Origin of the sequence: Methyloceanibacter superfactus, from assembly GCF_001723305.1 — a bacterium.
In the GTDB taxonomy this organism is placed as follows: domain Bacteria; phylum Pseudomonadota; class Alphaproteobacteria; order Rhizobiales; family Methyloligellaceae; genus Methyloceanibacter; species Methyloceanibacter superfactus.
Map to the genome: position 1 here is coordinate 143,613 of NZ_LPWF01000016.1, position 12,889 is coordinate 156,501.

At 63.8% G+C, this 12,889-nt stretch carries 15 protein-coding genes and 3 pseudogenes; 8 read left to right on the forward strand and 10 right to left on the reverse strand.

What is annotated here, in order from left to right:
- Positions 1-16: 16 nt before the first annotated feature.
- The 4 genes and pseudogenes from AUC69_RS18335 to dusA all read left to right on the forward strand — a co-directional run bounded on the left by AUC69_RS18335 (position 17) and on the right by dusA (position 1,971).
- Positions 17-667, forward strand: coding sequence for a c-type cytochrome (locus tag AUC69_RS18335; protein ID WP_244500105.1), 651 nt, complete (start codon positions 17-19; stop codon positions 665-667).
- Positions 573-794 (forward strand): annotated as a pseudogene (locus AUC69_RS19640) (c-type cytochrome); the annotation flags it as partial. The gene AUC69_RS18335 and the pseudogene AUC69_RS19640, both read left to right, overlap by 95 nt.
- The gene (locus AUC69_RS18945) at positions 761-889 is read left to right on the forward strand and encodes a hypothetical protein (RefSeq protein ID WP_280136618.1); all 129 of its coding nucleotides are present in this window, start codon (positions 761-763) and stop codon (positions 887-889) included. The pseudogene AUC69_RS19640 and the gene AUC69_RS18945, both read left to right, overlap by 34 nt.
- 120 nt (positions 890-1,009) lie before the next feature.
- Positions 1,010-1,971, forward strand: a pseudogene (gene dusA / locus AUC69_RS05395) (tRNA dihydrouridine(20/20a) synthase DusA).
- Positions 1,972-2,095: 124 nt separating this feature from the next.
- Here dusA and AUC69_RS05400 read toward each other — a convergent pair.
- Complete coding sequence (locus AUC69_RS05400; protein ID WP_069441239.1) at positions 2,096-2,719, reverse strand: methyltransferase family protein; 624 nt, start codon at positions 2,717-2,719, stop codon at positions 2,096-2,098.
- 89 nt (positions 2,720-2,808) lie between these two features.
- Positions 2,809-4,311 (reverse strand): phosphomannomutase/phosphoglucomutase, encoded by a 1,503-nt coding sequence (locus AUC69_RS05405; RefSeq protein ID WP_069441240.1) that lies wholly within the window; start codon positions 4,309-4,311, stop codon positions 2,809-2,811.
- 230 nt (positions 4,312-4,541) lie between these two features.
- On the opposite strand from AUC69_RS05405, the pseudogene AUC69_RS05410 reads away from it, so the two are divergent.
- A pseudogene (locus AUC69_RS05410) lies at positions 4,542-5,430 on the forward strand (cation diffusion facilitator family transporter).
- A 15-nt stretch (positions 5,431-5,445) separates the two neighbouring features.
- Here the strand turns inward: AUC69_RS05410 and AUC69_RS05415 are convergent.
- The 5 genes from AUC69_RS05415 to AUC69_RS05430 form a co-directional block, all read right to left on the reverse strand.
- Entirely contained in the window at positions 5,446-6,009 is a 564-nt protein-coding gene (locus tag AUC69_RS05415; RefSeq protein WP_141700605.1) for a retropepsin-like aspartic protease family protein, read from the reverse strand.
- 37 nt (positions 6,010-6,046) lie between these two features.
- Positions 6,047-6,472, reverse strand: a complete 426-nt coding sequence (locus AUC69_RS05420) for a retropepsin-like aspartic protease family protein (RefSeq protein WP_069441242.1) — start codon at positions 6,470-6,472, stop codon at positions 6,047-6,049.
- Positions 6,442-6,747, reverse strand: coding sequence for a hypothetical protein (locus AUC69_RS05425; RefSeq protein WP_069441243.1), 306 nt, complete (start codon positions 6,745-6,747; stop codon positions 6,442-6,444). Before AUC69_RS05425 ends, AUC69_RS05420 begins: the two co-directional genes overlap by 31 nt.
- On the reverse strand, positions 6,683-6,937 hold the full coding sequence (locus AUC69_RS16100) for a DUF1289 domain-containing protein (protein ID WP_244500106.1): 255 nt from the start codon (positions 6,935-6,937) through the stop codon (positions 6,683-6,685). Before AUC69_RS16100 ends, AUC69_RS05425 begins: the two co-directional genes overlap by 65 nt.
- 83 nt (positions 6,938-7,020) lie before the next feature.
- A complete protein-coding gene (locus AUC69_RS05430) occupies positions 7,021-8,580 on the reverse strand; it encodes a sensor histidine kinase (protein ID WP_069441244.1) in 1,560 nt (519 codons plus the stop codon).
- Between the two features lie 233 nt (positions 8,581-8,813).
- Here AUC69_RS05430 and AUC69_RS05435 point away from each other — a divergent pair, with 233 nt between their 5' ends.
- The 3 genes from AUC69_RS05435 to AUC69_RS05445 all read left to right on the forward strand — a co-directional run bounded on the left by AUC69_RS05435 (position 8,814) and on the right by AUC69_RS05445 (position 10,788).
- The gene (locus AUC69_RS05435; RefSeq protein ID WP_069441245.1) at positions 8,814-9,557 is read left to right on the forward strand and encodes an MBL fold metallo-hydrolase; all 744 of its coding nucleotides are present in this window, start codon (positions 8,814-8,816) and stop codon (positions 9,555-9,557) included.
- A 103-nt stretch (positions 9,558-9,660) separates the two neighbouring features.
- Positions 9,661-10,176: a uracil-DNA glycosylase family protein gene (locus AUC69_RS05440; protein ID WP_342018533.1), complete on the forward strand. Its 516-nt coding sequence runs from the start codon at positions 9,661-9,663 to the stop codon at positions 10,174-10,176.
- Positions 10,177-10,302: 126 nt separating this feature from the next.
- The gene (locus tag AUC69_RS05445) at positions 10,303-10,788 is read left to right on the forward strand and encodes an Lrp/AsnC family transcriptional regulator (protein ID WP_069441246.1); all 486 of its coding nucleotides are present in this window, start codon (positions 10,303-10,305) and stop codon (positions 10,786-10,788) included.
- A gap of 1 nt (position 10,789) precedes the next feature.
- Here AUC69_RS05445 and AUC69_RS05450 read toward each other — a convergent pair whose 3' ends face one another.
- The 3 genes from AUC69_RS05450 to AUC69_RS05460 form a co-directional block, all read right to left on the reverse strand.
- A complete protein-coding gene (locus AUC69_RS05450) occupies positions 10,790-11,659 on the reverse strand; it encodes an NAD(P)-dependent oxidoreductase (RefSeq protein ID WP_069441247.1) in 870 nt (289 codons plus the stop codon).
- A 112-nt stretch (positions 11,660-11,771) separates the two neighbouring features.
- Positions 11,772-12,431 (reverse strand): 2OG-Fe(II) oxygenase, encoded by a 660-nt coding sequence (locus AUC69_RS05455; protein ID WP_069441336.1) that lies wholly within the window; start codon positions 12,429-12,431, stop codon positions 11,772-11,774.
- 239 nt (positions 12,432-12,670) lie between these two features.
- Positions 12,671-12,862, reverse strand: coding sequence for a hypothetical protein (locus AUC69_RS05460; protein WP_069441248.1), 192 nt, complete (start codon positions 12,860-12,862; stop codon positions 12,671-12,673).
- Positions 12,863-12,889 lie beyond the last annotated feature (27 nt).

A 12,889-nucleotide genomic window follows, 5' to 3' on the forward strand; every position in this document is an offset into this window, starting at 1 on the left:
TTGTCGGGGGATGGTTTTGCGGACTCTTATCATCGAGATTTTTATCGCGCTTGCGGCCGTGGCCGGCTTCTGCGCCGGCTATCTGCTGTGGGACACGCAGACCAACTGGTACGCGGCCGACGTCTCGACACTGGGACCGGGGCCGGAGAACGATCTGATCCGCTACGGCCACGACCTGATCGTCAATACGCCGCGCTACATCGGCAGAAGCGCCGAGAACCCCGACATGGCCTTCGCGGGCAACGATCTCAGTTGCCAGAGCTGCCACCTGAAGGCTGGTCTGCAGCCCTTCGCGGCGCCCTTCGTCTCGACGGTTGCCTCGTTTCCGATGATGGTCAACAATCAGGTGCTGCCGCTCAGTCAGCGCATCAATAGCTGCATCGAGCTCGGCTTGAACGGCCGGCCCTTGCCGGACGACAGTCGCGAGCTGCAAGCGCTCGTCGCCTATATGGTCTTCGTCGGCAAGGGAACGCCGCAAGGCGTGCGCGTACCGGGGATGGGGCTGATGCCCATCGGCTTTCCGGCGGCGGTGCGACGCGCGGCGCGGCGAAGCGGTCTACACCCAGCACTGCGCCAGCTGCCACAAGGCGGACGGGCAAGGGGAGAGGCTGGCAAGCCCGGCGGTCGGCTATGCGGTGCCGCCGCTGTGGGGCGAGGGCAGCTATAATGGCGGCGCAGGCATGGGCAAGATCGCTTACGCCGCGTCCTATATCCGCTCCAACATGCCTTTGGGCGTCGACTATCGCGAGCCACGCTCACGGTGCAGGAGGCTTGGGACGTGGCCGCCTATATGAACGCCCAGCCGCACCCGGTGGCGCCGCCCGAGCCCGAGCCCGAGGAAGCGGCGGAGGGCGAGGAGGCTGCTCCCGAGGAGACGCCGCCCAACTGATCCGCGCGTTAAGCATTGGGCGCTTGCGGGTCCGGCGCCCTGACGCCATGTTCAGGCCTGGAATCTCGTCGAGAGCGTAAGCCGTTGAAATCTGACTCACACCGCTTTTGCGTCGCGCCCATGATGGAGTGGACGGACCGCCACTGCCGCAGCTTCCTGCGGCTCATCTCGCGCGCGCCTTCCTCTACACGGAGATGGTGACGGCAAAAGCCGTGCTCTATGGCGACCGCGAGCGCGTGCTCGGCTTCGATCCGGGTGAGCATCCTGTCGGGCTTCAGCTCGGCGGCAGCGATCCCGACAAGCTTGCGGCCGCAGCGCGCATCGGCGCGGACTGGGGCTATGACGAGATCAACCTCAATATCGGCTGTCCGTCGGACCGGGTGCAGTCGGGCCGCTTCGGCGCGTGTCTCATGGCCGAGCCTGTGCTGGTCGCCGATTGCGTGCGGGCCATGGGCGAGGTCGCCGCGCTGCCCATCACCGTGAAGTGCCGCATCGGCATCGACGATCAGGATGCCGAGGAGAGCCTCGACAGCTTCGTCGACACGGTGGCGAATGCCGGCTGCGCTACGTTCATCGTGCATGCGCGCAAAGCCTGGCTGCAGGGCTTGAGCCCGAAGGAGAACCGCGACGTGCCGCCGCTCGATCACGGCCGCGTTCATCGCTTGAAGGCGCGCCGGCCCGAGCTTGAGATCGTCATCAATGGCGGCATCGCTTCGCTGGCCGAAGCCGCGCCGCAGCTAAAGCAGCTCGACGGCGTGATGCTCGGCCGGGCGGCCTATGCGGACCCCTATCTCTTGGCCGGGGTGGACAGCGCGCTCTACGGGTCGGAGGCGAAGCCTCCCAGCCGGGGCGAGGTACTCGACCGGTTCATGGTCTATGTGGAGCGGGAACTTGCCCGTGGTGTCCGGCTAAATTCCATGACGCGGCATATCCTCGGCCTGTTCCATGGCCAGCCGCGCGCGCGCGCCTTCCGCCGCCATATCGCCGAGAACGCCCATCGGGACGGCGCCGGCATCGAGGTGCTGCGTGAGGCGCGGGCGATTGTCTTGGGTGAGAGCTATGGGGCGGTGGCGGCCGAATAGCGGCGGCGCCGTTTGGCTGAAACCAATCTCGTCATGCCGGGCACCCCGGATCTGAGTTTCGATCCAAGCTAGTGCCCGGGCATGACGAATTCCGTTTGTCCGCTACGTCGTATGGGTTGCCGGTTCAACCAGTCTGGCGGGACGGTTTCTTGCGATCTCCGATAGCGAGGATGAGACCTTGGACGTCGAGGAAGCGGGCGGTGCGCTCGCAATATTCGCGGTAGCTCGTGCCGTAATGCTCCTTCAGCCACGCCTCTTCGACCAAGGACATCAGCACATAGGCGCCGATCATCACGCAGGAGAGGACGATGGTGAGGATTGAGTTGGCGCCGATCGACAGGCCGATCAGGCCGACGATCGAGGCGGTGTATTGCGGGTTGCGGCTGAAGCGATACAGGCCGTGGCTCACGAGACCGTCGGAGCCGCAATAGGTGTTGCCAAGGCCGAGATTGAAGTAGCCGTAGACGGTGACGAACAGTCCGCCGAGGCCGAGCGGCAGTCCGATAATGAACCGTGTCCAATCGAGCAGCGAGGTCGCGTTCCAATCGAGAACGGCGACGACGAAGGTCAGCACCATGCCGCCGCGGAACAGTCCCCAGAAGGTGAGGCTCTGCCAGCTGCCCGGCGCCGGCGTGGGCCAGATGCGGAAGGGCGGAAAGAAGAGGGTGCGCAGCAGCAGGCAATCGAGGGTGAGGCCGACGATGAGGCCCACTGCGAAGACGGCGCTTGTGTAATCGAAATGGATCATAACAAGCGTGCAAGGAAGCAGATTCGGATTGCAAATTTGCGACAGAGATCTGACGGTTCTGTTGCGGTCATCGCATTCCGAGACCTCTCCTAGATCTTTTGATTGTACTCCCCGACCTCCGGCTGCTTGGCGAGTTCCGCGTCGATCTCGGCGAAGATCGCGCGCATATTTTCCTCCGACGTCGGGCTCTCTACCACGACGACCAGCTCCGGTTTGTTGGAGGAGGCGCGGACCAATCCCCATGTGCCGTCATCGAGAACGATCCGGATGCCGTTCACGGTGATCAGTTCACGGATCTTCTGTCCCGCGAGCGTGCCGCCTTTTGCGGCAACGTCCTGAAAATGTTTCACCACGCGGTCGACCACGTCGTATTTCACCTCGTCGGCGCAATGCGGCGACATGGTGGGCGACTGCCAGGTGCGCGGCAGGGCATCCTTGAGCTCAGCGAGGGTCTTGCCGGGGTTGCGGTCGAGCATGTCGAGCACCGCGAGCGCGGAGACCAAGCCGTCGTCATAGCCCCGGCCGAGAGGGGGATTGAAGAAGAAGTGCCCCGATTTCTCGAAGCCGACCAGCGCGCCGGTCTCGTGGCTGTAGCGCTTGATGTAGGAGTGGCCGGTCTTCCACAGGACCGTCTTGGCGCCGTGTTGCTTGAGGACGGGATCGGTCTGGAACAGACCGGTCGACTTCACGTCGGTCACGAAATGCGCATTCGGATTTTGCGCGGCGATGTCGCGGGCGAGCATGACGCCCACCTTGTCGGCGAAGATCGCCTCACCCGTATTGTCGACCACGCCGCAGCGGTCGCCGTCGCCGTCGAAGACGAGGGCGAGATCCGCCTTGTGCTCGAGCACGGCATCGCGCGTGGCGTTGAGCATGCCGAGATCTTCAGGGTTTGGGTTGTGGGCGGGGAAATTGTGATCGAGCTCGCAATTGAGCGGGATGACGGTGCAGCCGATCTCGGCGAGGACATGCGGCGCGAAGGCGCCGGCGGTGCCGTTGCCGCATGACACCACCACTTTGAGCGGTCGCATCAGCTTGGGGCGCTTGAGCAGATCCGCCATGTAGCGCTCGGCCAAGTCTGGCACATAGATGTAACGGGCGCCCTCGTGATAGGGGGCGAATTTCGCGTTCATCACGATCTCCTTCAGCGCCGTCATGTCGTCGGGCGAGAAGGTGAGGGGCCGGTCGATGCCCATCTTGATGCCGGTCCACCCATTGTCGTTGTGACTCGCGGTGACCATGGCGACGCCTTCGACCTTGAGCTCGAATTGCGCGAAATATGCCATGGGCGACAGCGCCAAGCCGATATCGTGGACCTCGGCGCCGCCGGCGAGCATGCCCGTGGTGAGTGCAGCCTTGATCGCGGAGGAATAAGAGCGGAAGTCGTGGCCGACGACGATGCGGACCGGCACGCCGCGCTCCCGCATCAAGGTGGTCAGCCCAAGACCGACCGCCTCCATGCCCAGCAGGTTGATCTCCTCAGGGTAGCGCCACCGCGCGTCATATTCGCGGAATCCGGTGACCTTGACCAAAGGCAGACGTTCGAACTCGGCGGTGTTGGGTACGAGGTCTTGGCGCGGTTTCGGGAACATTCTCCCCCCTGGCTTTTTGCGTTTCGGGCTAAATTCTGTCCATAACAAGCGTGACGAGAGCCGCGAAGTTCCTGAAACAGAACTCGTTATGCATCGCTCCTAATGCAAGCGAGTTGCAATCGAAAAGAGAGCGCTTGCATCGCGCGGTCTAGGCCCCTAGGAGCCATTTGATCATCCATCGCGGGGTCGGCTCCTGCGTCATCTCACCATCAAGCACCGTATCGGCTACTATGAAGAAGGTGATCAAGCTCGCACTTTCGGGAATCGGCATCGGCGTTCTCGTCTTGGCGCTGAAATATGCGGCTTATCATCTCACCGGCAGCGTCGCACTGTACTCCGACGCGCTAGAGAGCATCGTTAACGTCGCGACAGCGCTCGCGGCCTTCTTTGCCGTTCGTCTCAGTGCCCGTCCGCCGGACTCCAATCACCCTTACGGTCACCACAAGGCCGAATATCTTTCCGCCGTGCTGGAAGGCGTGCTGATCGTCGTGGCGGCGATCGCCATCCTGCAGAGGGCCTATTTCGCTTACCTCGATCCGCGCCCGATCGAAGCGCCCTTTCTCGGCCTTGCGATCAACGGCGTCGCCACGGTCATCAATGGCGCTTGGTGTCTAGTGCTGCTCCGGGCCGGCCGCACGCGCCGGTCGCCCGCGTTGCTGGCGGATGCGCGCCATCTCCTTACGGACGTGATCACGTCTATCGGCGTCTTCGCCGGCGTTGCGCTGGTGGCGGCCACCGACTGGCTCGTTCTCGATCCCCTCATGGCCGTCATCGTTGCCTGAACATCCTGTGGTGGGGATGGGTGCTCGTACGCCAGTCGATCGGCGGGTTGATGGATGAGGCGGTCCCCGAAGACGAGCTTGAGAAGATCCGTCAGGCGATCTCCTCCGCGCCGAAGGCGCGCTCGAGGCGCACGACCTCCGCACGCGTCACGCTGCGCGCGCCACCTTCGTGCAGTTTCACCTGGTGGTGCCGGGCAGTATGAGCGTTGCCGAGTCCCATGAGATTTGCGACCGGATCGAGGCGGCGATCAAGGCCGACGTGCCGGATGCGGTGGTCACGATCCATGTGGAGCCCGAGCACAAGGCGAAGCACCCGGGAGGCGTGCCGGTCGTATAGCGGGCCGCGCTGCCGCTATTGGACGAGCACGAGCTCGCCGCGTTGAATCTGGAAGCTCTTCAATCGGCCGAGGAAGGTCATGCCGAGAAGATTGGTCCCGAGGGCGCCCTTTTCGGCCACGGCTGCGGGGACGTCGCGAATGGTGATGTCCTCCACGCGCACCCGGTCCAGCGTCACCGGTGCCACATAGGTGATGCCATTGGCGGTCTGGACCGGCGCGGTGAAGTCGAGGCTGCGCGGCGACAGCCCGAGGCGCTCGGCATCTTCATAGGTGAGCACGACGAAGGTGGCGCCCGTGTCGGCCACGAAGCTGGCGAGACGATCGTTGACCGCCGCCTTGAAGACGAAGTGACCGCTCTCGTTCGCCCGCAACCTGACCTCTCGGGTGAAGCCGGACCCCTTGTTCTCGGGTGCGGCGGGGCGATCGCGCATGGCCTCGGCGAAGGTCGGCAGGCCACCGCGGTCGGGTCCGAAGGCCGCACGCAGATCGTCAAAGAAATAGATCACCGCGAAGATGCCGAGGGCCAGAGCGCCCCACTGCATTGCCTCGATCAGCGTATGTTTGGTGGCTGAACGCAAAACGCCTCGCTTCGATAGCGGCGGGCGTGGAGGGCCTTTAGCCGCGCAAGGTTAGGAAGTCGCCGGAAAACTCATAGGAGCGGAGGCGGCTTAAGAAACTCATACCGAGCAGGCTTTGGGTGAGGGCGCCGGGCCGGGCCACCAGGGCCTCGACCTTGGTGCGGTCCAGCGGGCCGATGGCGACCTCGTCGAGCCGCACGCGCGCCGCCACGGTCCGCCCATTCGCCGTCATCACGGGAACCCGGTAAGTGAGCGTGTCGGGGTCGATGCCGGCCTTCCTGGCGTCCTCGGGCCGCAGCACGATGGACGAGGCGCCGGTGTCGACGATCATCGAGATCTCCTTGCCGTTGACCTTGACGGTGGCGAAGAAGTGGCCGTTCAGGCGTTTGCGAATGCGGACCTCGGTGAGGCCGCCGGCGCTTTGCTCGACGGTCATGGCCGTGCCGGGCAGGAGCTCGCCCACGACGCGGGCGCGATGGGTGTCAGCTCGTCCTTATAGGCGTAGAGCGTCACCAGGCCGAGACCGAGCGCGAGCCAGGTGACCGCATCGCGGAACATGGCGCTGGTGCCTCCCGCATAACGTGTCACCAGCCCGCCGGCGACGTAAACGAGAAGAGCGAGGAAGACCGCGACATAGCCGAAGGTGGTGGCATCGAGGCCGACAATCATGCCATTAGCGTCGCTCACCAGCATCATGGCGCCGAGGGCGAGAATGAACAGGGCAAGCCAAGTGGTCACGCGCGTGAGCCTTCCGCTTCTGCCTGACGCTCCAGCTGCTCCAGGCGCTCGGCCAGGACAACCATGATGGCACGCCGGTCGGCGGGCGCATGTCTACCCAGCCCGCGATCTCCTCGCCGCTGCGGCCGCAGCCGACGCAGAGCCCGGACTTATCGTCGAGCAGGCAGATATTGATGCACGGTGTTTCCAAGAAGCCCTGCCGGTTGATCGTATCCCTCGGGCCTATGTAGGGAGTCTCGCGAGGCAGGGCAAATTAGGACCCGGGGGGGCAGGCTAGCTCGCGCGCTTGTCCCGGCCGGCCCGCCACGGCACGTCCGGCTTGTCGGGCTGATCTTCGCCCGGCTCGGCCAGGCGCGGCAGCGCCTCCATGACCCGGCTGCGGGGCAGGGTCACGGTCACCTCGGTGCCGTAGCGGAGCTTGCTTTTGAGCTCGAACGTGCCGTCATGCAGCTCGGTGAGCCCTTTGGTGATGGGCAGGCCGAGCCCGGTGCCGCCTTCCGCGGTCTGGTGGGCGAGCGACCCTTGGCCGAAGCTGCGGAGTACGCGCGGAATTTCGCCTTCCGGGATGCCGGGGCCGGTATCCTTGATGCTGAGGAACTGGCCGCCGAGCGCCGTGCGCCCCACCTTCAGGGTGATGGTGCCGCCGGACGGGGTGAACTTGATGGCGTTGGACAGCAGGTTGAGACAGATCTGCCGTATCGCGCGTTCGTCGGCCCAAAGCTGCGACAGATTTTCCTCGAACGACTCGACGATCTTCAGTCCTTTGTTCTCGGCGCGAAGCCGCATGAGGCGGTGGCAATCCTCGACAACCTCGGGGAGCGAGATGGGCGACTCGCGCAGCTCGTAGCGGCCGGCCTCGATCCGGCTGATATCGAGAATCTCGTTGATGAGCGTGAGCAGGTGCTGTCCGCTCTGGTGAATATCGTCGGCATATTCCTTGTAGGTAGGGTTGGCGTGTGGCCCCAGAATCTCGCCGCGCATGATTTCCGAGAAACCGAGAATGGCGTTGAGCGGCGTACGCAGCTCATGGCTCATCGTCGCGAGGAAGCGGGACTTGGCGAGGTTGGCTTCCTCGGCGCGCAGCCGGGCATCGTCGGAAATCGACTTCGACTGCTCGAGCTCCGCGATCAGGGCATCCTTCTCGGCCCGATATTCCAGCATGGCGAGGACGGTCGAGTTGAAGCCGTTCATGAGCCAAATGAAGTAGATGTGCACGCCGACGGCCATGGCCGCCATGGCCCAGAAGAATGGATTATCGAGGAGGGCGAAGCGCACCACGATGGCGATCGTCATCGGCAGCGTGCCGGCATAGACGATGGGCATCACCGTCGAGGCGAACAGCATCCGCATCGAGATGACGACGAGGAGGGAGGCGAAGATGAAGGTGTGAGCCGCCTCGCCTTGGGTCTCGGGACTGATGAAGGCGACGCTCGCCCAGGTCACCCCGTAGAGGAACTCGGCGGAGGCGATCTTGGCGCGCCAGCTGGCGGTGGTGGCGTCGTCATGCGGGGCCTTGGAGAATTGCCGGCAAAGGGCGATGAGGATGCCCTTGGCCACGAACACGGCGCAGAGCCAGAGTAGCAGCGCGCGGGGGGGCGCCCAGAACATGGCGCCCATGGCGACGACGATGGCGAGCAGGGGCGTGGTGATGGCGGCTGAGAGTTCGTTCTTCACGAACATCATCAGGAGCTCGTATTCGAACTCCGGCCTCGGCCCCGATTTATAGGCGAGCTTCTCGCGGGCCTCCTGGACGCTGCGATAGGCACGCCGCTTATGGTTGTCGAGCGATCCCGAACGAACCCGCGGGGCCTCGGCTGACGCGCCTCCTGACATGACCTATATTAAACTCGCAACTATCCCGCTGACCAAAAAGCCTCGAAGGATCAATGGTATAGCTCCGGCGCGCGGCCGGAGTCGGACCCCCCGATTTAGGCTTAACGAGAACTATCAGCGGAAATCCCTAACGGCGCGTTTACTGTCGCTCCGGGCTGACACGGGATGGGATGAGGCGGAGCCGCCGATAACGCGCTCACGAATGGAAGGGACTACGAAAAGATGGGAACTCCATGCAACTGACCGTGATCGGCTGCGGCGACGCTTTCGGCGCAGGCAGCCGCCTCCAGACATCGTTTTGCGTCCGCTCCGGGCCTTCCACCTTCCTCATCGACTGTGGGGCGACGTCGCTCATCGGTATGCGCCGCCTTGGGATCAGCCCCAACGACATCGACACGGTGTTCATCAGCCATCTTCATGGCGATCATTTCGGCGGGCTGCCATGGCTCCTCATCGACGCGAAATATGTGAGCAACCGGACCCGGCCGCTGGTCGTCTTGGGACCGAAGGGCATCGAGGCGCGCTTCAACACTTTGGCCGAGGCGCTCTATCCGAATGCCAGCACGGCGGAGCGCGGCTTCGATCTCATCTTCGTCGAGTATGAAGAGCAGACGCCGTTCACGGTGGAAGACGTCACGGTGACGCCGTTCGAGGTGAAACATCCATCCGGTGCGCCGCCTTATGCGCTCAGACTCGAGGTCGACGGGAAGGTGATTTCCTTCACTGGAGATACCGGCTGGGTCGAGGTGCTGTGTGACGTGGCGCGCGGCGCCGAGCTCTTCATCAGCGAATGCTTCCAATACGACGTGACGATGCCCATCCATCTCGACTACCAAACGATCGATGCGAACTACGAAAGGCTCGGCGCCAAGCGCGTGCTGCTCACGCATATGGGTGACGCCATGCTCGCTGAATTGGGCAAGGTCGATGCCGCACGTTATCTGGTCGCCGAGGATGGCATGACCCTCGACCTATGACCGCGCCCGCGACTGAACTCGCCGATCTGCTCGGCGCGATCCGCGCTGCCGCCAGTGTGTCGAAAACCCTCGCGGCAAGACGCTGCCGCATGAACCGCGGCCGGTGTTGCGGGCAAGCGGCACGGCGCGGCTCGCCGTTTGCGGCCAGGCGCCGGGCACGCGCGTGCATGCCTCTGGCACGCCGTTCACCGATCCCTCCGGCGACAGGTTGCGCGCATGGATGGGCGTGACCGAGGACGAGTTCTACGACGAGAGCCGTCTCGCCATCGTGCCCATGGGCTTCTGCTTCCCGGGACAGGACGCCAAGGGCGGCGATCTCCCGCCGCGGCGTGAGTGTTCGACCCTGTGGCACCGCCGCTTGTTCGACGCGCTGCCGCAGATCGAGCTTGTGCTCGCCGTTGGAGCCTATGCGCAGGAATTCCATCTCGGCGCATCGCGGGGCAAGACCTTGCAAGAAACAATGCTGCGCTGGCGGGAGCACCTCAAGGCAAAGCGGCGCCCCAGAATCTTGCCGCTGCCGCACCCGTCTTGGCGCAACAATGCCTGGTTGACCAAGAATCCCTGGTTCGAAGCCGAGCTGCTGCCGGTGCTGCGGCGCGAGGTGCGGCGGCTCCTGTAGGAAGCTCGCTTGCGGGTCGTAGAAAAATAATCTAACACCGTGAGCAGAGAAGCAGGGTAATGGAACCTTGTTTTAACAAGCCGCCATATCCGTGCGGAATTTTGCAGCCGGAAAATCAAGCAGGCCATGGCGATACTCGACCGCATGGACCGCAAGATCCTCGAAATCTTGCAGAAAGACAGCACGCTGCCGGTGGCCGAGATCGGCAAGCAGATCGGCCTGTCGACCACGCCGTGCTGGCGCCGCATCCAGAAGCTGGAGGAGCAGGGGGTGATCGAGCGCCGCGTCGCGCTGCTCGACCCCAAGAAGGTCAATGTCGGGGTGACGGTGTTCGTCTCCATCACCACGAGCCATCACACGAAAGAGTGGCTCGAGCGGTTTCACGCCGCGCTCAACGATTTCCCCGAAGTGGTCGAGTTCTACCGCATGAGCGGCAAGGTGGACTATCTGCTCCGCGTGGTGGTGCCCGACATCGAGCGCTACGACGCGTTCTACAAGCGGCTCATCTCAAAGATCGAGCTGTCAGACGTGAGCTCGGCCTTCGCCATGGAGCAGATCAAGTTCACCACGGCGCTGCCGCTCGACTATGCCGCCGAGGAACCGCGGGTCTGAGCTATTTGCGGCCGAGGCGCGCGATCAGGCTCGAAGTGTCCCAGCGGTTGCCGCCCATCTCCTGAACGTCCGCATAGAACTGATCGACAAGCGCCGTCACCGGCAGGCTCGCGCCGTTGCGGCGGGCCTCGTCGAAGCAGATGGCGAAATCCTTGCGGACCCAGTCGACGGCAAAGCCGAAGTCGAACTTTCCCTCGATCATCGTCCGCCAGCGATTGTCCATCTGCCAGGATTGGGCCGCGCCTTTCGAGATGGTGTCGATGACCTTCTCGACATCGAGGTTGGCCGCCTTGGCGAAGTGAAGCGCCTCGGCGAGGGCCTCGATGAGACCGGCGATGCAGATCTGGTTGACCATCTTGGTGAGCTGGCCAGAACCCGACGGGCCGATCAGATTGGCCGCGCGCGCATAGGCGTCGATCACCGGCTTTGCCTTGGTGAAATCGTCTTCGTCGCCGCCGATCATAACCGTGAGCGTGCCGCTTTCGGCGCCGGACTGGCCGCCGGAGACGGGCGCATCGAGGCTGCCTGCGCCGCGCTCACGCGCCGCGCCATGCAGCTCCCGGGCGATGGTGGCCGAAGCCGTGGTGTGGTCGACGAAGACGGCGCCCGACTGGAGAGTTTGGAACACCCCATCCGGGCCGAGGGTCACCGAGCGGAGGTCGTCGTCGTTGCCGACGCAGGCGAAGACGAAGTCGGCATCGCCTGCCGCTTCGGCCGGCGTCGCGGCGAGTCTGCCGCCAAACGCATCGACCCAGCGCTCCGCCTTCTCGCGCGTGCGATTGAACACGGTCACGTCATGGCCGTGGGTTTTGAGATGTCCGGCGAGGGGGTAGCCCATCACGCCGAGCCCGATCCAAGCGACTTTGCTCATGGGCGACGTTCCGTCCTTCGTTCCTGCGCTGCCTTTTCGTCGGCATAGCACAAAATGAAATGGCCGGGACGAGCCCGGCCATTTGCGAAAACCGATCTGAAGCGCAGCGCGATCAGGCGATCGGCGCCTCCGGGAAGGCGAGCTGCTCGCGGGCGCGCCATTCGTCGGTCACGTAATTGATGATGAGCGACTTGCGCACGCCCTTGATCGGCCGCTTCTCGAAGCCGTGATAGGTGTCGCTGCCCGGCACGAAGATCATCGCCGCGTTCGAGGCGAAGGGTGAACGGCCGACATGCTTCTTGTCGGCATCGTAGATATCGGTGCCGAGATCCTCGTGGCTGTCGTCCGTCGACAGGTAGAGCAGCATGGTGAAGGACTTCACGCCGAGATCGGTATGCGGCTCAAGCCAGAAGCCGTCCGTGTCTTGGGCGAACTCGATACGCAGATAGGTGCCGTCGAGCTTGGTGCCGAATGCCTTCTCGACCAACTGGGTGACGCGCTTGTCCTGAAAGGCTTCGGCCACTGCCTCGCAGACCGGGAAGGCCGCGCGGTTGTCGGCGTCGAAATATCGGCGCGTGTTGTTGTGGAGCTCTCGCTTTCCCGACACGCCTTCGAGAGACGGGGCCGGGAAGGGGAGGGCAAGAATGTCCTCGATGGTGTCGGCCGGAAGACAGGTCCTCAAGACCCAGTGCGGGTAGGGCTGATCGGAGCGCTCACCCGCTGCGACGCTTTGCGAAAAGGCACGGACGACGTCGTCGGCCGAACTTTTCACAGTCTCAGCGTCTGATTGCTTTACCGCCACGCTTTCCCTCATGGTGTAGGTCAACTCCCTCGAAACGATGCAAAAAATGCTGGCTGATCCAGCGCCCAGGCAGACCCATCCAACCGCTCAAATAGCACCCCGGCGCCCTTAGGCGCAAATGCCAAGGGCAGGTCCCCGTTGGGGCGAGCCCCAAGCACTAGATCGACCCAGGCTTCGCGCCATTGATTAGGGTCAAATCGCGCCAGCGATCAGTTGACGCTGATCCAGCGGATTTCGCTGAGGTCGAGATCCTCCTCGCCTTCTTCGCCGTCGGTGACCACGCGCTCGGAACGCAGGCATTGGGCGAGCAGCTCAAGCAGCGATGCGTGGAGCTCGCGCTCGGCCTCGAGTTGTGGCGGATTAGCGGCGAGGAACGCCAGGATCTCCCCGTAATCGGGCATTGGAACCCCCGTATTTCCCCAGCAGAA